At 72.4% G+C, this 21,816-nt stretch carries 18 protein-coding genes; 8 read left to right on the forward strand and 10 right to left on the reverse strand.

Annotated elements, in window-relative coordinates; translation table 11 throughout:
- Positions 1 to 23 precede the first annotated feature (23 nt).
- Positions 24 to 1,028: an AraC-like ligand-binding domain-containing protein gene (locus VGI02_RS00005; RefSeq protein WP_331625164.1), complete on the reverse strand. Its 1,005-nt coding sequence runs from the start codon at positions 1,026 to 1,028 to the stop codon at positions 24 to 26.
- Between the two features lie 208 nt (positions 1,029 to 1,236).
- Here VGI02_RS00005 and VGI02_RS00010 point away from each other — a divergent pair, with 208 nt between their 5' ends.
- Both VGI02_RS00010 and VGI02_RS00015 read left to right on the forward strand, forming a co-directional pair.
- Entirely contained in the window at positions 1,237 to 3,372 is a 2,136-nt protein-coding gene (locus tag VGI02_RS00010; protein WP_331625165.1) for a molybdopterin-containing oxidoreductase family protein, read from the forward strand.
- A gap of 8 nt (positions 3,373 to 3,380) precedes the next feature.
- Positions 3,381 to 3,788: a CBS domain-containing protein gene (locus tag VGI02_RS00015; protein ID WP_331625166.1), complete on the forward strand. Its 408-nt coding sequence runs from the start codon at positions 3,381 to 3,383 to the stop codon at positions 3,786 to 3,788.
- A gap of 16 nt (positions 3,789 to 3,804) precedes the next feature.
- Here VGI02_RS00015 and tatA read toward each other — a convergent pair whose 3' ends face one another.
- The 7 genes from tatA to VGI02_RS00050 all read right to left on the reverse strand — a co-directional run bounded on the left by tatA (position 3,805) and on the right by VGI02_RS00050 (position 9,493).
- Complete coding sequence (gene tatA, locus VGI02_RS00020; RefSeq protein WP_331625167.1) at positions 3,805 to 4,062, reverse strand: Sec-independent protein translocase subunit TatA; 258 nt, start codon at positions 4,060 to 4,062, stop codon at positions 3,805 to 3,807.
- A complete protein-coding gene (locus VGI02_RS00025) occupies positions 4,059 to 4,412 on the reverse strand; it encodes a hypothetical protein (protein WP_331625168.1) in 354 nt (117 codons plus the stop codon). Before VGI02_RS00025 ends, tatA begins: the two co-directional genes overlap by 4 nt.
- Before the next feature lie 40 nt (positions 4,413 to 4,452).
- The gene (locus VGI02_RS00030) at positions 4,453 to 4,932 is read right to left on the reverse strand and encodes a (2Fe-2S)-binding protein (RefSeq protein ID WP_331625169.1); all 480 of its coding nucleotides are present in this window, start codon (positions 4,930 to 4,932) and stop codon (positions 4,453 to 4,455) included.
- A gap of 10 nt (positions 4,933 to 4,942) precedes the next feature.
- A complete protein-coding gene (locus VGI02_RS00035; RefSeq protein WP_331625170.1) occupies positions 4,943 to 7,306 on the reverse strand; it encodes a molybdopterin cofactor-binding domain-containing protein in 2,364 nt (787 codons plus the stop codon).
- Between the two features lie 348 nt (positions 7,307 to 7,654).
- Positions 7,655 to 7,975 (reverse strand): branched-chain amino acid transport AzlD family protein, encoded by a 321-nt coding sequence (locus VGI02_RS00040; RefSeq protein WP_331625171.1) that lies wholly within the window; start codon positions 7,973 to 7,975, stop codon positions 7,655 to 7,657.
- On the reverse strand, positions 7,968 to 8,684 hold the full coding sequence (locus tag VGI02_RS00045) for an AzlC family ABC transporter permease (protein ID WP_331625172.1): 717 nt from the start codon (positions 8,682 to 8,684) through the stop codon (positions 7,968 to 7,970). Before VGI02_RS00045 ends, VGI02_RS00040 begins: the two co-directional genes overlap by 8 nt.
- The gene (locus VGI02_RS00050; RefSeq protein ID WP_331625173.1) at positions 8,681 to 9,493 is read right to left on the reverse strand and encodes a PIG-L deacetylase family protein; all 813 of its coding nucleotides are present in this window, start codon (positions 9,491 to 9,493) and stop codon (positions 8,681 to 8,683) included. Before VGI02_RS00050 ends, VGI02_RS00045 begins: the two co-directional genes overlap by 4 nt.
- A gap of 317 nt (positions 9,494 to 9,810) precedes the next feature.
- Between VGI02_RS00050 and VGI02_RS00055 the strand changes: the two genes are divergently transcribed.
- The 3 genes from VGI02_RS00055 to VGI02_RS00065 all read left to right on the forward strand — a co-directional run bounded on the left by VGI02_RS00055 (position 9,811) and on the right by VGI02_RS00065 (position 15,188).
- Positions 9,811 to 10,347 carry a GNAT family N-acetyltransferase gene (locus tag VGI02_RS00055; protein WP_331625174.1) on the forward strand — a complete coding sequence of 179 codons (537 nt, stop codon included), beginning with the start codon at positions 9,811 to 9,813 and terminating at the stop codon, positions 10,345 to 10,347.
- Positions 10,348 to 10,575: 228 nt separating this feature from the next.
- Entirely contained in the window at positions 10,576 to 13,683 is a 3,108-nt protein-coding gene (locus tag VGI02_RS00060) for an ATP-binding protein (protein WP_331625175.1), read from the forward strand.
- Between the two features lie 98 nt (positions 13,684 to 13,781).
- The gene (locus tag VGI02_RS00065) at positions 13,782 to 15,188 is read left to right on the forward strand and encodes an FAD-binding oxidoreductase (protein WP_331625176.1); all 1,407 of its coding nucleotides are present in this window, start codon (positions 13,782 to 13,784) and stop codon (positions 15,186 to 15,188) included.
- A gap of 180 nt (positions 15,189 to 15,368) precedes the next feature.
- Here the strand turns inward: VGI02_RS00065 and VGI02_RS00070 are convergent, their stop codons facing one another.
- Positions 15,369 to 16,595: an acyl-CoA dehydrogenase family protein gene (locus VGI02_RS00070; protein ID WP_331625177.1), complete on the reverse strand. Its 1,227-nt coding sequence runs from the start codon at positions 16,593 to 16,595 to the stop codon at positions 15,369 to 15,371.
- Positions 16,596 to 16,947: 352 nt separating this feature from the next.
- Complete coding sequence (locus VGI02_RS00075; protein ID WP_331625178.1) at positions 16,948 to 18,699, reverse strand: sigma-54-dependent Fis family transcriptional regulator; 1,752 nt, start codon at positions 18,697 to 18,699, stop codon at positions 16,948 to 16,950.
- A gap of 144 nt (positions 18,700 to 18,843) precedes the next feature.
- Here VGI02_RS00075 and VGI02_RS00080 point away from each other — a divergent pair, with 144 nt between their 5' ends.
- The 3 genes from VGI02_RS00080 (at position 18,844) to VGI02_RS00090 (ending at position 21,587) form a co-directional block, all read left to right on the forward strand.
- Positions 18,844 to 20,346 carry a flavin-containing monooxygenase gene (locus VGI02_RS00080; protein WP_331625179.1) on the forward strand — a complete coding sequence of 501 codons (1,503 nt, stop codon included), beginning with the start codon at positions 18,844 to 18,846 and terminating at the stop codon, positions 20,344 to 20,346.
- Between the two features lie 28 nt (positions 20,347 to 20,374).
- Positions 20,375 to 21,184: an alpha/beta fold hydrolase gene (locus tag VGI02_RS00085; protein WP_331625180.1), complete on the forward strand. Its 810-nt coding sequence runs from the start codon at positions 20,375 to 20,377 to the stop codon at positions 21,182 to 21,184.
- A 139-nt stretch (positions 21,185 to 21,323) separates the two neighbouring features.
- Positions 21,324 to 21,587, forward strand: coding sequence for a DUF8836 family protein (locus VGI02_RS00090; RefSeq protein ID WP_331625181.1), 264 nt, complete (start codon positions 21,324 to 21,326; stop codon positions 21,585 to 21,587).
- Positions 21,588 to 21,816: the final 229 nt, after the last annotated feature.

The raw sequence follows: 21,816 nt of genomic DNA on the forward strand, positions 1-21,816 counted from the left end.
CGTCACGACCTGGAACTGAACGGTCAGTGGGCGGGCCGCAGCCCGGCCCGGCGGCGGTAGGTGCCCGGGGGCTCGTCGTACTCGAGCTTGAACCGCCTGCTGAACGAGGCGAGGTCGGCGAAGCCGCAGTCGTGGGCGATCCGGGTCAGGCTGAGGTCGGCGGCCCGCGGATCCAGCAGTTGGCGGCGGGCGTGCTCCAGACGCCGGCGGCGGATCAGCGCCCCCACCGTGAGGTCGGCGTCGGCGAACACCCGGTGCAGCGCGCGGACCGAGATGAAGTGCGCGCGGGCGATGTCCTCGGGTCCGAGCGCGGGGTCCTCGAGATGTTCGGCGACGTAGCCCTCGACGCGGCGGCGCAGGTCCTGCGCGCTGCGCGGCGACAGGACGTCGCCGTGGCGCAGCGACTCCCCGACCGCGGTCCCGAGCAGTGCCGCGAGCTGCCCGGCCAGTCGGCGCCCGCCCTCGGGGGTCACCTCGGGCGGGGAGGTCACGGTCTCGGCGAGCGCGTGCCCGACGATCGCGCCCAGCCGGTCGCCGCCGAGGGCGCGCGCGGTGGCGGCGCGGGACACGTCGGCGCCGAGGTTCACCAGCTCGCGCGGCCAGGTCAGGACGAGCAGCTGCCACGGTTCGTCGAAGTGCCAGGAGAACGGGCGGTCGGTCTCGTAGACCGCGAACGCCCCGGGGCCCAGGTGGGCCTCGCGACCGTCCTGGGAGAGGACGGCCGTCCCCTGCGACATCATGCCGACCTGGAAGTAGGCCTCGGTGTCACGACGCGCGAGCCCCGGGGTGCGCACGCACGTCTGGGGCGCCGAGCTCACCACGGCCACCGAGAGGTGTCCGACCAGGGTGCTGAGGACCTCGCCGTCGAATCCACCGTCGTCGGTGTCGGTCACGTCGAGGGCGACGAAGTGCTCGCGCAGCATCTCGCGCCAGGACGCGACGTGGTCGGCGGTGCCCGCGGCACAGCGGTTGGTGAACTCCGGCCCGGTGTCCGGGAAGGGCCCGACGGGATGGCGAACACGGCTCACGAACGGACTCCGAGCAGGTGGTGGGCTGCGCGTGACGAGCGACGCTAGGGCGGCCCACAACCCTGGTCAACGAACTCCGCATCTGGCGCCCAACGACAAGCCTGACGCCGCAGACGCGGTCCATCATCCGTCGACCGGCCGACGACGACCGCCCCCGAGGCGCGGCCCCGGGGCGCCCACCACCGCGCGATCACCCCGGGGAGCCCGCATGACGGCAACCGACGACCTCACGCTGACGCCGACCACCACCACGGTCCGCGCCGCCTGCCCGCACGACTGTCCCGACACCTGCGCGATGCTCGTGACCGTCGAGGACGGGCGCGCCACGAAGGTCGCCGGGGACCCCGACCACCCGATCACCCGCGGCGGGCTGTGCGTCAAGGTCAACAACTATCAGGAGAAGACCTACAGCCCCGACCGGGTCCTGCACCCGATGCGCCGCAGCGGTCCCAAGGGCAGCGGGCGCTTCGAGCAGATCTCGTGGGACGAGGCGCTGGAGACGATCGCCTCGACGTTCCGGGCGAAGATCGCCGAGCACGGCCCCGAGACCGTGATGCCGGTCAGCTACCTCGGCAACCAGGGCGTCCTGAACGGTCTGTCGGTCGGCGACGCGTTCTTCCACCGGCTCGGCGCCACCATCACCGAGCGCACCTACTGCGACTCCGGTTCCTGCACCGCGTACGCCGCCACGGTGGGCGCGACGGCGGGCGTCGACCCGGAGAGCTTCGTGCACTCGAAATACATCATCATCTGGGCCTCGAACACGATCTCGACGAACCTGCACCTCTGGCCGGTCATCGCCGAGGCCCAGAAGCGGGGGGCGAAGGTGGTCTGCATCGACCCGATGCGCCACCGCACCGCGCAGCGCGCCGACTGGTACATCCCGATCCGGCCCGGCACCGACGGCGCCCTCGCGCTGGCGATGATGCACGTGATCATCGGCGAGGGCCTGCACGACGAGGACTACGTCCGCGACCACACCCTCGGCTTCGACGAGCTCGCCGAGCGCGTCACGCAGTACACCCCGGAGTGGGCGTCGGAGGAGACCGGCATCCCCGCCGAGGACATCCGCACCCTCGCCCGGGAGTACGCCACCACCGACCCGGCGATGATCCGGATCGGGGTCGCGATCGAGCGGCACGCGGGCGGCGGGCAGACCGTGCGCTCGATCGCCTGCCTGCCCGCGCTGGTCGGCGCGTGGCGGCACGTCGGCGGCGGTCTGCTGCAGCTCCCGCTCTGGGCGCACCCGGTGAACTGGCCGGCGTTCATCCACCCGGAGATGGCCACGCCCGGCACCCGGGTGGTGAACCAGTTCCTCCTTGGACAGGCGCTCACCGGGGAGCTGGCGCTCGACCCGCCGATCTCGGCGCTCATGGTCTACAACTCGAACCCGATGGTCGTGTCCCCCGAGCAGGAGAAGATCGCGCGCGGCCTCGGGCGCGAGGACCTGTTCACCGTGGTCAGCGACCACTTCCTCACCGACACCGCTCGCTACGCCGACATCGTGCTGCCCGCCACCACCGCCCTCGAGCAGCACGACATCATGTTCAGCTGGGGGCACTTCTACGTCACCATCAACATCCCGGCCGTCGAGCCGGAGGGTGAGGCCGTCGCCAACACCGAGCTGTTCCGACGGCTCGCCGCGGCGATGGGCTTCGACGACGAGTACTTCCGCCTGTCCGACGAGCAGCTGCTCGAGCAGGCCTACGACTGGTCGGCCCCGGCGATGGAGGGCATCACGCTCGCCTCGCTGCGCGAGACCGGGTGGGCCCGGCTGAACCTTCCCTCGCCCGACGAGTACCGGCCGCACGCGGACGGGAACTTCCCGACGCCGTCGGGGAGGACCGAGTTCCGCAGCTCCGCCCTCGAGGCGGCAGGCAACTTCGTCGTCCCGCTGTTCCGGCAGCTCTACGACGAGTTCCAGCCCGGCGGCACCGTCGACCCGCTCCCCCACTACGTCGCCCCGCGCGAGCGCAGCGAGGTCTACCCGCTGAACCTGCTCTCGCCGAAGTCGCACGCCTTCATCAACTCCAGCGCGGGCGACCAGGCGATGCAGAAGCGGGTCCAGGGCGAGCAGACGGTCACGATCCACCCTGCCGACGCCGAGGCCCGCGGGATCGACGAGGGGAACTACGTCGCGGTGTCGAACGACCGCGGCCGCTTCGTCGCGCTGGCCCACATCTCGGCGGACGTCGCCCCGGGCGTGGTGGTGTGTCCTATGGGATCGTGGGCGAAGAACGCGAAGGAGGGCACCACCGTGAGCGCGGTCAACCCGTTCGTCTTCGCCGACCTGGGGAACGCCCCGACGTTCTCCGACACCCGGGTCGAGGTCGGCCGCGTCTAGGCCTGCCCATGAACACCGCCACCGTCGCCGACGCCCACCTCCGGACCCCACGGGTCCACCCGCCGGACACCTCGGTGGGTGCGGCGCGGGCGTTCTTCACCGACGGTCACGTGCACGCGCTGCTGCTGGTCAGTGACGGCGTGCTCGTGGCCGTCGTCGAGCGCGACGACCTCGTCGGGGCACCCGACGGCGCCCGGGCCCGGTCGGTGGGCGCCCTGGCGGGACGGGTCGCCGGGCCCGGCGACGAGCTCGAGGCGACCCGGCAGGCGATGGCGGCCCGTCAGCAGCGCCGGCTCGCCGTCGTCGACCCGGACGGCCGGTTGCTCGGACTGCTCTGCCTCAAGCGCCACGGCGGCGGGTTCTGCTCGGCCGCGGACGTGGCCGCCCGCGAGGCGGACCGGCGCGCGGCCGGCTGACCGCGCGCCGGTTCCCTCAGCTCCCGGTCTGACTCGCCCGGACCTGCTCGGTCGCGGGCACCGCCGCCCCGAGGGGGGCGTGGGAGGGCTGGTCCGCGGCGGCGTCCGGTGTCCGGCTCCCGGACTCGTGCGACAGCTCGCGCATCTCGCTGCGGAGCACGCGCGCCGACTGCCCGACCGAGCGGGCGAGGTCGGGGAGCTTCTTCGCGCCGAACAGCAGCAGCAGGACCCCGACGATGATCAGCCAGTGGACGGGGCTCAGGGCGCCGGTCACTCGAAGGGCCCGTTGAGGAGCGCTCCGCCGACGGGACCCTCGACGAAGCGGGGGTCGGGCTGCGGGTACTGGGTGTCGGTGCCGTCGGCGTCCTCGGGACGGCCGTTGCCCGTGGCGTGGTTGTTCGCGTCCATGATCGACGAGGCGGCGTTGCCGAGGGTGGCGAGCACCGCGGTCGGGCCCTGGGTCGGGCTCTGCGTGCTGGGGTAGCCGGTGGTCGCGTCGGAGCCCGCGGCGTCGGTGGACTGGTCGGTGGTCGCGGCCTGGGCCATGCCTGCGCCGGCGAGCGGCAGGACGGCCCCGGCGATGCCGACAGCGGCGGCCAGGGTGCGGGCGGTGCGAGTGGTCATCGGGGAGTTCCTCTCGGGGTGGGGAGCGGGTGGGTCGACGTCACATGTTCTTCGAGCCGGCCTTGATGGCCTCGCGGATGCGGTTGTAGGTGCCGCACCGGCAGATGTTGCGCAGTTCCTCGATCGCGTCGTCGTCGACGTCGCGCCCCTCGGCCTGGCACTGCCGGACCTTCGCGACGGCGGCCATGATCTGGCCGGGCTGGCAGTAGCCGCACTGGGCGACGTCGTTGTCGATCCACGCGTCCTGCATCGGGTGCAGGCCGCCGCCCGGGGCGGTGTCGGCGAGGCCTTCGATGGTGGTGACCTCGTCGGTGGGCTGGATGTCCTTGACCTGCACCGAGCAGGGGTTGAACGCCTTGCCGTTGATGTGGCTCGTGCACGCCTTGCAGACGTTGATGCCGCAGCCGTACTTGGGGCCGGTGACCTTGAGCAGGTCGCGGATCACCCACAGGAGGCGTACGTCGTCCTCGACGTCGACGCTGACCTGCTCGCCGTTGAGCTTGAAGGTGTGCGTGGGCATGGGGACTCCCTCAGAAGGTGGTCTGCAGGCCGTTGGTCGGCGACGGCGGGACCGGCGGCGACGTCGGGTACGGCTCGAAGGGCAGCGGGTCCTTGTGGACCAGGGGGAAGTAGGTGGGGACCTTCCCGGTCGCCTTCGCGTAGGCGCAGGCGATCGCGGCGCAGGTGGCGGCGACACCGAACTCCCCGGCCCCGCCCGGCTCGGGCGCGTCGGAGTCCATGATGACGATGTTCATCTCCGGCGGGGTGTTCCACTGCCGGGTGTAGAAGTAGTTGTCCCAGCTGGCCTCGATGAAATGACCGTCGGTGAGGTGCAGGCTCGAGGTCAGGGTCATCGCGAGGGCGTCGTTGATCCCGCCCATCATCTGGGCCTCGAGACCCCGGGGGTTGATCACGAGTCCGGCATCGACGACGTAGGTCACCTTGGTCACGCGGGGTCCGGTCCGGGCCGATCGGATCTTCCGGTTGACGGTCTCGGGCCGGCAGTCGAGCTCCACGATGCACGCCGCGGCGCCCTTGTACTCGACGTGCATGCCGATCCCCTGCGCGGTGCCGTCGGCCATCGACTTGCCCCAGTCGGCCTCCTGCGCGACCCGGTCCAGCACGGCCTTGTAGCGCGCCTGCTTCGCGAACTCCGACCGGAAGACGTAGGGATCCTTGCCGAGCTTGGCGGCGATCCGGTCGACCATCAGCTCGCGGGCGGTGGCGACGTCCGGCGAGTAGATGTTGCGCATCGAGCAGGTGTTGAACCCCATGTCGACCTCGTTGAGGAACCGGGTCGAGGCGCCGAAGTTGTACGGGGTGAACTGGGTGGTCTCGAAGATGGACTCCGAGACGGTCAGGTTCCCCAACGGGGCCTTGTTGGCCGCGGCCGAGATGGCTTCGGAGAGGCCCGGGTTCACCTCGGTGGCGACGCTGGTGTGCCGGATCTCGAAGCTGGTGACCGCGTCCGCGGTGACGTTGGCGCGGATGCGGCAGGTCGCCATCGGGTGAGTGCGGCCCTGACGCGAGTCGTCGGAACGCGTCCACATCAGCTTCACCGGCTTGCCCATCGCCTTCGAGATGAGCGCGGCCTCCTCCGCGGCGTCGAAGAAGAGCTTGCGCCCGAAGGACCCGCCGCCCTCCATCACGTGGAAGGTCACCGAGTTCTGCGGGATGCCCAGCTTCTTGGCGATCTCGGCCTGGGCGGCGATGGGGCTCTTCGACGGCCCCCAGATCGTCGCGCTGTTCGCCTTGACGTCGGCGATCGCGCAGTTGGTCTCCAGTGACGCGTTGCTGCGGAAGTAGAAGACGAAGTCGCCCTCGAGCGAGCCGGGGCCCTTCGGGGCGACCAGGGGCAGCTCGGCGGCCCGGAGCTTCTTGAGCACCGAGGCGTCGTCCGCCCCGTGCTCGGTCCCGTTCGCCCAGGTGACCTTCAGTGCGTTCACCGCGTCGATGCACTGCCCGAAGGTGTTCCCCCGGACCGCGACCCCGCCCTCGACCTTCACCACATCCGTGATCCCGGGCATCGTGCGGACCTGGTCGAGGTTCTGGACGCTGCGCGGGTAGCCGTTGAGGTCGGGCGCCCGGCACATCACCGTCGGCAGCGCGTCGGGCAGCTGCAGGTCAGTGGTGAACTTCTTCTTGCCGGTCACCATCTCGCGCGCGTCGGACTTGGTCCGGGGCTTGCCGATGACCGTGAACTTCTCGCGGTCCTTGAGCGCGACCTGCACGGCCTGGGTGACCGGTGCCGCCGCCTTCGCGGTGAGCTCACCGAACGACAGGGCCTTCCCGGCCGTGTCGGTGATCGAGCCGGCCCGGCTCGTCAGGACCGCCTTGTCCTGCCCCATCTCGGCGGCCGCGGCGTCGAGGAGCCGGCCCGCGGCGATGGCGGCCGCCACCCGGATCGGGGTGAAGGTGCTGAACGTGGTGGTCGATCCCCCGGTCAGCTGGTTGAAGACCAGCTCCGGCCGGGCGTCGGCCAGGGTCACCACCACCTGGTCCGGGTCCAGGTTCATCTCCTCGGCGATGATCATCTGGGTGGAGGTGATGATGCCCTGCCCGTTGTCCGAGCGCGGGAGCGCGAACGAGACCGTGTTGTCCCGGTTGACCTTGACCCGGATCAGGTTCGCCGTGGGCCGCGCCGCGTCCCGGATGGCGTCCGAGAGGTCGTAGATCTCGGGGGTCTGCGGCGTGGACGGCACCGCGAGCGCGGACGCCTTGGGCGTCGACCCGAAGAGCGACTCGCGCCCCAGCTCGGCCGCGGCGATCACCGTCGACCCGGCGACGACGTAGCCCAGGAAGCGGCGGCGGCTGAGGTCCGAGCCCAGGACCGTCTGCTTGGCGGGCCGCTCGGGTCGTGACCGCGAGCGCGTGGTGGCGCGGTGGCTTGGCATCGTCGTCGAACCCTCCCCGACAACCGCGCCGCCGACGGCCGTGGGCCGACGGTGCGAGGTGAAGACTGTGTTGGCGCCCACAACGAGCCCGACACACCACTGATACGCACAGCTTCGACGGGCAGCCGTAGACATTCGAGCGCACATCACGACCGGATCACGGTTGCGGTCGTCCGGACTGCCCGGGGTCGGCGCAGGTCAGCACCCCTTCCGGGTCGTCCGATCCCGAACAACTCGATCACCGGAATTCCAGCCCGACGCGCCGGGTATCATCACCCGCTTGAGTGAACGAAAATCGGTGAACGACGGTTTGTCGGACCGACCGCGCCGCGAGTCGCGGAACGGCCGTCAGAGCACCGTCAGCAGCCACGTCGCGAGCCACCACAGGGCGAGCCCACCGAACAGGGCGACCGGCAGGTTGGTGGTCCGCCGCCAGAGCGCCCAGGCGACGAGCCCGGCGAGCAGCGAGGGCACGGACTCGGTCCACGACATCTCGCCGCGTGGGGCGAGCAGGGCGGGCAGGGTGATCGCGGCCAGCACGGCAGGCCCGACGTGGGGCAGGAGGCGCGCCAGTCGCGCGGGCGGATCGGTGGTCGCCCGCACGAGGAACACCGCGCGCATCGCATAGGTGCCGAGGCCGATGACGGCGAGGATCAGGAGCTCACGCATCGCGGGCTCCGACCAGAGCGCCGGCCGTGACACCCGAGGCGGCGCCGAGGAGCAGCCCGAGACCGAGCGGCAGTCCCGAGGCGACGACCGCCACCGCTCCGCCGGTCGCGGCGGCGGCGTACGCGGCCCGGTCGGTGAGCATCGGCAGGAGCAGGAGCAGGAACGTCAGCGGCGCGGCGAGCTGCAGCGGCAGCGACGCCGGGAGCACACCGGCCAGCATCGCCCCGGCTCCGGTGAGGGCCATCCAGCCGGCCCACACGGTGAGCCCGACGGTGAGGTAGTACGTGAGGCGGTCGCGGGCGTCGCCGCCGTGGTCGGGGCGCGCGAAGCGGCCGACGGCCAGGGCGTAGACGGGGTCGGCGAGCAGGTACGCGCCGAGCCATCGCCACCGGGTCGGCCACCCGCCGGCGTGGGGCGCCAGCGAGGCGCTGTAGAGCAACAGGCGGGCGTTGACGACGAGCGCCCCCAGGATGACGACCATCGTGTTCGCCCCGGCGTCGAGCAGTTGGACCGACACCAGCTGGGCGGCCCCGCCGAACATCAACGGCGAGCTGGCCCAGGCGGTCAGCGGGTCCACACCGGTGCGCCCCAGCGTCGCTCCCAGGGTGACCCCGAACGGGACGTAGGCCAGCACGACCGCGGCCGCATCGCGGCCGCCGTGACGGACCATCGGCGGGATGAGTGCGTCCGCGCGGCTCGCGGTGCTCATGCCGCCACCTGCCAGGTCGCCCAGGACGAGCGGGACTCGGCGTACTCGGCGGCGACGAAGGTCTCGCTGGACCACCATTCCCGGGCCCGTTCCTCGCCGAGGGCCGCGATCAGCCCCGTGATCTGAGTGGCCTGGGCCCGCAGGGCGACCATCTTCCGGTCGAGCCGGGCGTCGTCCAGGCTCAGCTCGACGGCCAGGGCCGACCGCGGAGTGCGCAACGGGAGCTCGTCGGTGAGGAACACCGGGAAGGTGTGCCGCGTGGGTTCCCACCAGCCGGCGAACTCCGCTGTCGTCGTCGCGTAGAGCAACCGGGCCCGGGGCGCGGCCGTCGCGCGGGCGGCGGTGGCCCAGCGCGAGACGGTCTGGTGGTCCTCGTGGCCGGTGAAACCGTCGGGGCCGAAGGTCACGATGGTGTCCGGGGCGACGTCGGAGACGATCCGCGCGAGGCGGCGCACGACGCCGTCCGGGGGCTGTTCGGCGCAGGTGCCGTCGGTGATGCCGAGGATGTGGTGCTCGGACACCCCGAGAGCCGCGAGCGAGGCCGCGACCTCGTGGCCCCGGACCGCGGCGAGCCGCTCGGGGGGCCAGTGCCGCGGGTCGTCGGTGCCGTGCTCGCCGAGCGTGGCGGTCACGCACACGACGCGGTTGCCGGCGTCCCGGGCGGCCGCCATGAGGCCCGCCGACAGGAACGCCTCGTCGTCCGGGTGCGCCCAGATACCGAGGACGGTCCCGAGCTCGGCGGCCTCGGTGACGACGCGGGCGTCGTTCCTGGGGCGGGGGCGGATGGGGGTGGGTCGGGTGTCGGACATGGGACCGGCTCCTCGTGGACCGTGGCGCCCTCTCCGTGGAACGCCGACGGGTCGAACGCTAGGAACGCCCCGTTCCCGCCCCGTTCCCGTTCCGCATTCATCGGCGGCGGTTCGCCGAAACGCCGAACGCCCGCACCGAACGCCGCCACGTCTCGTCACGAACCGGCCACGGCGAGAGACGACATCCCCCGAGGCGTTCGTCGTTCGCCGCGTTCCCGTTCACCGTGGCATTTCCGGAACGGTGGGCGAACGGGCCATTCCTAGCCTCGTTCCCGTCGCCGCCCGCGTCGGGCGGCCACCCGATCGAGGGAGTCGCCGTGGAACCGCTGATCCGCCCCTTACGTCGCCACGAGACCGATCTGCTCGACGATTTCGTCGGACGACTCTCGCCGCACAGCCGATATCTGCGTTTCCACAGCCCGATCCCGTCGCTGCCCTCCGTGGTGCGCCGGGCTCTGCTCGACGTCGACGAGCAGGACCGCATCGCCCTGGTGGCCGAGGCCGACGACGGCACCGCGATCGGCGTCGCCCACATGATCCGAACTCCCCGCTCCCGCGAGGGGTCCGTGAGCAGCAGCGAGGCCGAGATCGCCGTCGCCGTGGCCGACGAACGGCAGCGCCGGGGCGTGGGTCGCGCCCTCGTCGCCGCGCTCACCGGACGGGCGCGGGCGGTGGGGATCGACCGGCTGGTCGCTCGCGTCCTCCCCGGGAACACGGCCGCCCGCGAGCTGTTCCGAACCGGTTTCGCGGTCTCGCTCGCGCGGCGCGACCGGGACGCGGTGATCCTCACCGCGCTCCTGGACGGCGCCTACCAGATCACCGCCGACGATGTCCTGGACGATCTCGTCGCGTGATCCGCCGACCTCGCCGACAGATCTGCAATCGTTGCTCCATCTGCGGGATCGGCGCATCGCACAGAGCCTGATCGGCTCCGCCGGCAGGACTTCCCCATATCGCGATCCGAGTCGCCGGACCCTCACGAACAGTTCCGATTCCGTCGCGGTGGGCGACATCGGGGGAATGTCGGCCGACCTCTTTGTCGTCACTCTCGCGCCGAGTACGGTTCGAGTCCGGAGGTCGGCATGTTCACCATCTGTCTCCTGGGCGAGCAGGTGATGAGCGATGCGACAGGCACGCTGCGGACGCGGTCGTCGCGGACCGTCTCCCTGGTGGCTTTTCTCGCGGTCCACGCCCAGGCCCCCCAGACGCGGCAGCGGATCGCCGCCCTGTTCTGGCCGGACTCGGCCGACGAGCAGGCGCTGACCAACCTCCGGCGCGAGCTGCACCATCTGCGCGGCGTGCTGGGCGACGAGCCCTCCCTGGTCGTCACGCCGAGGGATCTGTGCTGGCAGGACACCTCGTCGTGCCGGGTCGACGTCCGGGTCTTCGAGCGCGAGCACGACGCCGCGCTGGCGGCCGCGACCGCCCACGACGACGACGGCGTCCTCGCCCACGCCGCCGCGGCCGCGGACGCCTACCGGGGAGAGCTCCTGCCCGGTGGCTACGACGACTGGGTGCTCGAGGCCCGATCCGAGCTCGAAGGTCGGTGCGTGGACCTGCTCGATCTGCTCGCCGGGACGCGGGCGCGGACGGGCGATCTCGCAGGCGCCGTCGCCGACGGTCGACGCCGGACCCAGCTGCGACCGCTCGACGAGGCCGGATACCGCCGGCTGATGGACTGGCAGGGCGACCTCGGCGACCGCGCAGGCGCCGTGAGCACCTTCCACCGCTGCGCCTCCGTCCTCGAGCGCGAGCTCGGTGTCGAACCGGACCCGACGACGCGTGCCTCCTTGGACCGGCTGCTGGCCCGCGTCGGCCCGGCCGAGACGCCGAGCCCGGGCGAGCCGCCCGCGCCGGGCCGGTCGGGGCTCGCGGCCGCCCGGCTGGTCGGGCGCAGCACCGAGCTGGGTCTCCTCCGGGACGTCTGGGCGGACGCGTCGGCGGGCCGCCCGAGACTGGCGCTCGTCCGGGGCGATGCCGGCGTCGGGAAGACCCGCCTCGTGGGCGAGGTGGCCGAGCTCGCCCGGGCGCAGGGCGCGGTGGTCGCCACGGCCCAGTGCTTCGGGACCTCCGGTCGGCTCGCGCTCGCTCCCGTCGCGGACTGGCTCCGGACCCCCGCCGTGCAGTCGACGATGTCCACGCTGGAGCAGGTCTGGCGCGTCGAGGTGGACCGCCTGGTCCCTACCGGGAGGAGCCGGGCCGAGCCGGTCGGCGTTCGCGCGATGGCCGAGGCCTGGCAACGCCACCGGTTCTTCGAGGGGCTGGCGCGTGCCCTGATCGGCACCGGACGGCCCACCCTGCTCGTCCTGGACAACCTGCAATGGTGCGACCAGGAGACGAGGGCGTTCCTCGCCTTCTACCTGGGCCTGGGTCCCGATACCCCGGTGATGGTCGCCGCGACGGTGCGCGCCGAGGGCCTCGACCACGAGCCCGGGCTCGAGGAGTGGACCGCCCGGATGCGGGGCACGACGATGCTGAGCGAGGTCACGGTCGGTCCGTTGGACGGTCCCGACACGGCTCGCCTGGCCGAGGCGATCTCCGAGCGCCCCCTGACCGTGAGCGACCGGGACCTGCTCCAGGCGACCACCGGCGGGTTCCCGCTCTACGTCATCGAGGCCACGCGCGGGGACGGCGACCGCGCAGGCGGACCGCCTCCGATCGGTGACCTCGGCGCGGTACTGGCCCGCCGGATCGACCAGGTGAGCCCCGAGGCCCGCGACCTGGCCGGGCTGTCCGCGGCCGTGGGTCGGAACTTCACTCTCGACCTGCTCACCGAGGCCACCGATCTCGACGCCGACAGCGTGGTGCGGGCCGTCGACGAGCTGTGGCGGGCACGGATCATCCACGAGATCGACGACGGCTACGACTTCTCCCACGACCTGCTGCGCGACACCGCGTACGCCCGCGTGAGCCCGCCGAAGCGTTGGCTGCTGCACCGCCGCGTCGCCCAGGCGCTCGAGCTGCTGCACGCCGACGACCCGGACGCGGTCTCCGCCCAGCTCGCCGAGCAGTACGCCCACGGTGGCCGCGCCGCGCGGGCCGTCGAGTACTACGGGCGCGCGGCCGCCGTCGCCGCGGACCGCTTCGCCCACGCGGAGGCCATCCGGCTGCACAAGGAGGTCCTCGCGATCCTGGCGACCTGGCCGGAGAGCCGGGACCGGAGCACCCGTGAGCTGGCCACCCTGGAGGCGATGTCGGCTCCACTGAACGCCCGGTACGGCTATTCGTCCCCCGAGCTCCGGGAGGTCCTGGAGCACACCGTCGAGGTCTCCGAGACCCTCGACCGCCGGGACTCCATGGTGACCGGTCTGGTCGGACTCTGGGGCTCGTGGTTCGTCCGGGGCGACATCGCGGCCGGCCACCGGATCGCGAGCCGGGCGCTGGGGCTCGTCCAACCCGGCTCCACGCTGAGCTGGCAGGCCCACTTCGCCGTCGGGGGGTCGACCGTCAGCCTCGGCCGACCCGCCGAGGGCCTGCGACACCTGGAGCTCGGGGCGACGCACGGGGGCGGGCCCCGGCTGAGCATCGGGAGCCGCCCCGACGTGCACGGCCGGGCGTTCGCCGCCCACGCCCACTGGCTGCTCGGTCACGACGACGCGGCGCTGGCCAGCGCCCGGGAGGCCATCGCGCTGGCCCGGACGATCGACGACGCCTACAACGTGGCGCTCGCGCTGGCCTACGGCGCCGTGACCCACCAGATGCGCGGCGACACCGTCGAGCTGGCCGAGACCGTCGACGAGTTGCGCGAGCTCTGCGCCCGGTACTCCTTCGCCTACTACCGCGAATGGGTCCTGGTGCTCAGCGGATGGCAGCGCGGGGACCACGAGGGTCTCGAGCTCGCCCATCGCGGCGTCGCGAACCTCACCGCGGACGGCTCCTTCACCCGCATGCCGTACTGGCTGTCCCTGGTCGCCGACCTGAGCGCGCAGCTCGGCCAGGACGAATCCGCCCGCGCGACCCTCGACGCGGCCCTGGTCAGCGGCCGGTCCCGCGGCGACCTGTGGTGGAGCCCCGAGGTGATGCGGATGCGCGCCGCGTTCGACGACGGGTCGGGCGCGGTGACGCGGCTGCGCTCGGCCGTCGCGCTCGCGGCCTCCCAGGGCAGCGTCGCGCTGCTCCGGCGCTGCGAGCGCGACCTCGCCGAGCGGGGCGTTCCCGCCGCGGCGCCCGGCGTTCGCCCGACCCCCTGAGGCCGGGGTCGGACCGGAACGCTGGGCGAACGGTCCGTTCCTAGCGTCGGCGGTGACGCGCCCCACCTGACCGGGCGCCGATCCGAAGGGGATCTCCCGTGACCACCATTGCCACCGCACCGTACGACGAGCTCGCCGCCACCCTGCGCGGCGACGTCATCACCCCGACCGACCCCGGCTACGACGAGGCCCGGGCCGTCTACAACGGCATGATCGACAAGCGGCCTGCGGTCATCACCCGCTGCCGCGACGCCGCCGACGTCGTGGCCGCCGTGGCCTTCGCGCGTGCCCACGGCCTCGAGATCGCCGTCCGCGGCGGCGGGCACCACGCCGCGGGTCACGGCGTCTGGGACGACGCCCTCGTCGTCGACCTCTCGCTCATGCGCAGCACGACGGTGGACCCCGAGCACCGGACCGTCCGCGTCGATGCCGGGTGCACCTGGGGGGACGTGGACCACGCCACCGTCGCGTTCGGCATGGCCACCCCGTCGGGATTCCTGGCCTCGACCGGCGTCGCCGGGCTGACCCTCGGTGGCGGGATCGGATACCTCTCCCGGCGCTTCGGGCTCACCGTCGACAACCTGATCGCCGCCGACGTCGTGCTCGCCGACGGCACCTTCGTGGTCGCCAACGAGACGTCCCACCCCGAGCTGTTCTGGGCGCTGCGCGGCGGCGGCGGGAACTTCGGCATCGTCACCTCGTTCACCTTCACCTGCCATGACATCGGCGAGCACGGCACCGTGATCGGCGGGCCCGTCTTCTACGATCTGGCCGACGCCCCCGAGGTCATGCGCTGGTACCGCGACCTGGTGCCCTCGCTGCCCGAGGAGATCAGCGGCTGGCTGGGTCTGCTGACGATGCCGCCGGTGGCGCCGTTCCCGGAGGAGCTCTGGGGTCGCAAGGCCTGCGCGATCGTCTGGTGCTACACCGGAGCGCACGACCGCGCGGACGAGATCCTCGCCCCGATCAGGAGCTTCGGCTCACCCCTGCTCGACGGCATCCAGGCGATGCCGTTCACCGCGCTGCAGAGCGCCTTCGATCCGCTCTACCCCGCCGGGCTGCAGTGGTACTGGCGCACCGACTTCTTCCGCGAGATCTCCGACGCCGCCATCGACGTGCACGTCCGCTTCGGCGCGCAACTTCCCACCGGGCACTCCACGATGCACCTCTATCCGATCGACGGTGCCGCCGCCCGGGTGTCCGACTCCGGGACCGCGTTCCCCTACCGCGAGGGCGGCTGGGCCGGGGTCGTGGTCGGTGTGGATCCCGACCCTGCGAACGCCGACGTCATCTCGCGGTGGGCGAGGGACTACGCGGACGCGCTGCACCCCACCGCGGCCGGCGGTGGCTACGTCAACATGATGATGGACGAGGGTCAGGACCGGGTCCGGGCCGCCTACCGCGGGAACTACGACCGGCTCGCCCGGGCCAAGCGGCGCTACGACCCGGACAACGTCTTCCACATCAACCAGAACATCCGGCCCGCGGAGGGCACCGTGACCTGACGCCCTGTGGCACCAGCGCACCGTCGACTGGCTCGACACCGTCCTGGCGCCGTGAGCGTGATCATCCCGGGCCTGCAAGGACCATGATCTCGAGTTGTGCGGCGGAACGCGTCAGATCTGCGGCGATCCGCCGCACAGATCTCGATCATGCGGTCGCGGCGAGGCTCCACTGCCGACGGCCTACCGCTTGCCCGCGCTCCAGGCGTAGGGCAGCTCGGAGCCGTTGAGCACGTGGTCGCCGACCGTCTGCAGCTTGTAGATCAGCGGGTTGTGCACCGAGATCGTCCGGGCGTTGCGCCAGTGGCGGTCCAGACGCAGCTTCTCCGAGGTGATCGACGCCCCGCCCACCTCGAACAACTGCGTGGTGGCGTCGAGCACGGACGGGATCACCAGGGCCTGGGCGTGCGCCACGTCGAGCTCGACCCGGTCGAGCAGGTCGGTGTCCTCGGTGTCGGTGGCGAGGATGTGCTCCAGCTGACCGGCGATCTCCCCGACGAGGGTGCGGGCGGACCAGGCGGTCGACGACAGCCGGCCGATCACCTGCTGCACGAGCGGGTCGTGCCGGGGGAGGTCGGCCGCGGCGTGGGTGAAGGTGCGGGTGCGCTCGCGCACCCAGGCGGCCACGTCGTCGGTCGCGCGCTGGGCGATGCCGGCGAGCACCGAGAGCTGCACGAGCTGGAGGTACGCGGTCCCGTAGGTCCGTCCCGGCGTCCCGTACCCCGGGCCCAGGATCCGGTCGGCGGGCACGGACACCCCGTCGAACTCGGTGGTGCCGCTGGCGGTGAGGCGCTGGCCGAAGCCGTCCCAGTCGTCGTGCTGGGTGACGCCCTCGGCGTCGGCATCCACGAGCACGGCGACCCGCTCGCCGTCCCGGTCGGCGGCGACCACGATGTGGTCGGAGTAGAGGCTGCCGGTGCTGTAGTACTTGGTGCCGGTCAGCCGCAGGTCTCCGTCGGCCGAGCCGTCCGGGGTCACCGTGGTCCGGTAGCGGTCGATGGCTCCGACACCCGGCTCGGTGATGGCGTTGCCGATGAGCACGCCGTCGGCGGCCGCCCGCAGCCAGCGCTCCCGCTCCGGCCCCGGTTCGGCCAGGAGCTGCTCCTCGACGAACCACCAGTGCACCCGCAGCGCCTGGGGCAGGTTCGACTCCGCGGCCGCCAGGTTGATCAGCTGGCGGAAGAGCTGACGCACCGAGGCGCCGTAGCCGCCGAGCTCGACCGGCACCCGCAGGGCGCCGAAGCGGACCTCGTTGAGGGCCGCGACCGCGTCGTGGGCGAGCGAGCGGTCCTGTTCGCGCTGCACCGCGCCGTCGGCGATCCGCGCGAACACGGGACCGAAGACCGCGTCGAGCTCCTCGTCGGTGTAGGCGGCGCGGATGGCGGGGTCGGTGCTGACCGTCGTGGTCACGGGAGTGTCCTTTTCGCTGGAGGTCGGGCCGGGGGCAGGCGGGCGTCAGCCGGGGGCGACCCACGACGACGGCGCCGCGACCGGGGCCGGCACGAGCGGGCGGAGGTCGAGACGGGGACACGTCGTGGAAACCGCCGGCACGAGGGGCGGGAGGCGGCTCGCGCGTCGCGAGCGGGGGGATCGACGTCAGGGACGACAGAGCGCGGAGGCCACGCGTGCGAGGTCGATGTGCCCCCGCGTGGTCAGCCAAGCAGCGCCGATCATGCGGCGACTGTAACCGGACCGACCGGCGGATCCCAGGCCCGCGGCGTCGGAGGACGCCTGGGTCACAGGCCGCTCGGTCACCGCGCGTTCAGTCGGTGATGCCGTACAGCGAGATCTTGCGGTAGAGCGTCGAACGGGCCAGCCCCAGCGCGGTGGCCGCGGCCACCCGGTTGCCCCGGGACTCACGCAGTGCCCCGACGATCGCGTCGCGCTCGGCCTCGTCGGACGGGCGCAGCGCGACCCGGGGTGAGCTCTGGGCGGACTCGGGCAGGTCACCGACCTCGATCGTCCCGACGGGTCGCCTCCGCAGCGCCATGTCGAGCGCGTCCCGCAGTTCCCGCACGTTGCCCGGCCACCGGTGGCGGGTCAGGGTCCGCAGCGCCTCCGCGGACAGTCGGGCGTCGCGGCGGGGCGCGAGATCGGCGAGCACGTCCGCGACCAGCGACGGCAGGTCCCCCGACCGGTTCCGCAGCGGTGGCAGCGTCACCGAACGCTCGAACCGGCCGACCAGCCCCGCCAGGGCGGGCCCGCACCGCGTGGTGTCCTCGGCGGTCGCCGCGAACCGTGCCCCGGGCTCCCGCAGGACCTCGGCCAACCCGGCGGGGACGTGGTCGCCCCACCGGTCGAGATCACCGAGCACGACCAGCGGCGACGGTCCGGCCCGCCGGACCTGCGCGGCCGGCCCCTCCCCCTCGTCGGCCGGCCCGATCTCGACGACGCGGCTCGCGCCGTGGAGCGCCCGGTCCAGGTCGGCGAGCAGCCGCCTGCGGCCCGAGCCGGCCTCGCCGACCACCAGCAGCGGGGTCCGCGCCCGCAGCGTCTCGGCCGCTGCGGTCCACGCCGACCGCCAGGCCGGGCTGCTGCTCGTGGGTTCGGGCAGCGGGCGGTCGTCGTGGGCCACGCGGGTGAGTGCCGGCCCGTCGGCCTCCTGCAGCACCGTGACCACCGCGACCAGACCGGCGACCGTGCTCCCGGTGGTGACCGCGGTCCCCCGCATGCGGATCCGGACCCCCGACGGCAGGTCCAGGCGGTGGTCGACGTCGGACCCGCGGCCCATGACGAACCGGGCGTGGTCCTGCAATGCGACGAGGTCGGCCGGGTCGAGCAGGGTCTGCGCGGCGGTGTTGGCCAGCACGGTCCGGCGGCCCACCGCGAACACCGCGCGCCGGGCGCGGGCATCGATCCGGCTGTACGCGTCGAACAGGGCCTGCCGACCCTCGTCCCGGTCGTGGAGCAGCGCGTCCTGGATGCCGACGGCGGCCGAGCGGACCAGCGAGTGCAGGATCGGTGAGGAGTGCTCGGCCCGGCAGCTGACGTCGAGGACGCCCTCGATCCGTCCGGTGAAGGGGTCGCGGACCGGCGCACCGGCACACGCGTAGTCGTGCAGCTGCTCGTTGAAGTGCTCCGCGCCGACGACGTGCACCGACCCGCCGGACTCCAGGACGGTGCCGACCCCGTTCGTCCCCACCGCGCCCTCGGCGTAGCCGAACCCCGCGGCGAACCGGCGACCGTCCGCGGCCCGCGCGATCGAGCTCGCGGTGTCGAGGCGGACGAGCAGGCGGGCCTGGTCGTCGGTCAGCACGACGCACACCGGGACGCCAGCGGTCTGCTCCGCCAGGCGCTCGATCACCGGGCGGGCGCACTGCACGAGGCGGGACTCCACGTCCAGGTCCTCGTGGTACCGGTTGACGATCGCACCCGGGTCGACGCCGGAGGCGACGCTGCGACGCCAGGACGCCGCCACGAGCCCGGGGATCCCCGGCAGCTCGACGTCGGGCCGCTCCAGCAGCTCCGCGCGCGCGGAGGCCAGTAGTCGGCGTCGAGCCAGGACGTCACCCATGCACCGCACCTCTCTGTGCACCGCCTCACATCACGTGAGCCACGTCAAGGACACCACGTGTCCGAAGTTCGGACACCTCGGGGTGTGACGCACGGCTCTACGGTCCGGGCGACCGACGTCACCCTCGACCCCGGGAGGACGGCCATGACCGTTGCCGCCACCGCCACCCAGGACCACCGCAGCGGCGCACAGGAGCACGTCGACGTCCTGATCGTCGGAGCCGGTGTGTCCGGAATCGGCGCCGCGCACCGGCTGCGCGAGGAGTTCCCGGACCGCAGCTTCGCGATCCTCGAGTCCCAGGACAACCACGGCGGGACCTGGTGGACCCACCGCTTCCCGGGGATTCGTTCCGACAGCGACCTGTTCACCTACGGCTTCCGGGACAAGCCGTGGAGCGGCCCGTCCATCGCCGAGGGCGGCCAGATCCGCCAGTACCTGCAGGAGATGATCGACGAGGACCACCTCGCCGACCACATCCGCTACCACCACGAGGTGACGGCACTGCACTGGTCGTCCGAGGACGCCCGCTGGACCGCCGAGGTCACCCGCACCGACACCGGCGACCAGGTGCGCGTCACCTCGTCGTTCCTGTGGATGTGCCAGGGCTACTACAACCACGACGAGCCCTACACGCCCGAGTTCCCCAGCCTGGAGCGGTTCGAGGGCACGGTCGTGCACCCGCAGACCTGGCCCGAGGACCTGGAGTACGCCGACAAGCGGGTGCTCGTCATCGGGTCCGGCGCCACCGCGGCCACCGTGGTCCCGGCGGTGGCGAAGACCGCCGCGCACGTGACGATGCTGCAGCGCTCGCCGTCGTACTGGTTCCCGGCGCCGACCGTCCACGACCTGGCCACGATGCTGGAGCCGCTGGACCTGCCCGCCGAGTGGACGCACGAGATCCTGCGCCGGACCTACGTGCAGCAGCTGGACTGGCTGGCGACGACCGGGCGCGACGACCCGGACCAGCTGCACGAGTTCCTGATCGAGACGATCCGGCCGCTGCTGCCCGAGGGCACCGACGTCGAGAAGCACTTCACGCCGGCGTACCGGCCGTGGCAGCAGCGGATCGCGTTCGTCCCGGACGGCGACTTCTTCGAGCGCATGCGCGACGGGAAGGTGTCCGTCGCCACCGACAAGATCGAGGAGTTCACCGAGAAGGGCGTGCAGCTCGCGTCGGGCGAGGTGATCGAGGCCGACATCATCGTCACCGCGACCGGCTTCAACCTCGCGGTCTTCGGCGACGTGCCCTTCACCGTCGACGGCGAGCCCGTCGACTTCTCCCGGCAGGTCACCTGGCACGGCATGATGATCAGCAACGTCCCGAACATGGCCTACGCCTTCGGCTACTTCCGGCACAGCTGGACGCTGCGCATCGACCTGGTCAACGACGTCATCGGGCGGATCTTCACGCAGATGTCCGAGCGGGGCGCCTCGACGGTCGTCCCGGCGCTGCGGTCCGGCGACGAGGACATGCCGCTCCTGCCGTGGAGCAGCCCGGACAACTTCAGCCCCGGCTACGTCATGCGCTCTCAGGACAAGATGTTCAAGCAGGGCGACCGCGAGCCGTGGACCCACATGCACGAGCACGACCACGACCGCGTCGCGCTCCCGCAGGCCGACCTCGACGACGGCCTGCAGTACCGCTGACCGCCCTTCACACGAGAGGACACCACCCGTGCCCCAGATCCCCGTCCGCACCGGCGTCAGCCTGAACTACGAGATCAGCGGCAGCGGCGAGCCGCTGCTGCTGATCATGGGAACGTCCGGCGCGATCGCGCTGTGGGGCGAGATCACGTCCCGCCTCGCCCAGACCCACCAGGTCATCGCCATGGACAACCGCGGCCTCGGCGGCAGCGACCGCGGCGTCGGGCCGATCAGCGTGGCCTCCATGGCCGAGGACGCCTCCGCCCTGCTCGAGGCGCTCGAGATCCCGCGCGCCCACGTGCTCGGGTGGTCGCTGGGCTCCGCGGTCGCGCAGGAGCTCGCGCTCGCCCACCCCGACCAGGTCGCCTCCGCGGTCATGTTCGCCACCTGGGGTCGCTGCGACGGATTCCAGCGCTCGGTGCTCAGCGCGTTCCGGCTGCCGTACGTGCTGCGCGACATGGACTCGGCGCTGGCCGTCTCCGGGCTCGCCTTCTCGCCCCAGCTGCTCGACCACCCGGACTTCGCGGCGATGCTCGAGCCGATGCTGCCCGCGTTCCCGCAGAACGAGGCGCAGATGCAGGTGACCGTCGAGCAGTGGGACGCCGACCTCGCGCACGACTCGATCGACCGGCTCGGCGGGATCACCGCGCCGACCGTGGTCGTCGTCGGGGAGCAGGACCTGCTGACCCCGCAGTGGCAGGCGAAGAAGGTGGCCGACGCGATTCCGGGCGCCCGCTTCGAGCTCGTGACCGGCGCCGGGTCGAGCCACGGCCTCCACATCGAGCGCCCCGACGACTTCACGAAGATCGTCACCGGGTTCCTCGGGGAGCAGTCGATCTAGGTGCGCTTCGCGCTCGTGAGCACTTTCCGGTGCCATAGCCCCGGAAAGTGCTCACGAGGCCGCAGGCCACCTCCGGAACAGTGGCCCCTCCGACGGTGTTTTCCCTGGTGGGAAGACCTCTGAGGAAAGAAGGGCGACCGTGGTCGGAGACCGGGTCGAGATCGTCGTGGACGCCGGTGGGCGCACCCAGAGCTGGGACATCGAGGCGACCCGCGCCGGGCGGCGGGTCGAGATCACACAAGGACGAGGGGTGACCGAGGTCAGCGAGGTGACGCGCGGGGGCAACCCGGTGCGCACCGCCCGGTTCATGTCCTCGCGGGTGCTGGCGCTCGTCGAGCACCCCGCTGCGGACCGTCCCACCGAGGACGAGATCACGCGGCTGCACCCGGCGCGCAGCGCCTGAACGAGACTCGCGATCGACGACCGCGACGGCCACCACAGGGGTGGCCGTCGCGGTCCTCGTCATCCCCGGACCCGGGGCCCGTCCGGCGCCACCCGAACGGCGGTCACGTCGCCTGTAACGCCGAGGGCGTCCCGGACGACATCACGGGCAGATAACGACGAGATCGCGAGAGGACCACCGTGACGATCACCGAAGTGCTGCTCGAGCGGGTGCACGACATCGACGCGTG

This window comes from Actinomycetospora sp., assembly GCF_036497245.1.
In the GTDB taxonomy this organism is placed as follows: Bacteria; Actinomycetota; Actinomycetes; order Mycobacteriales; family Pseudonocardiaceae; genus Actinomycetospora.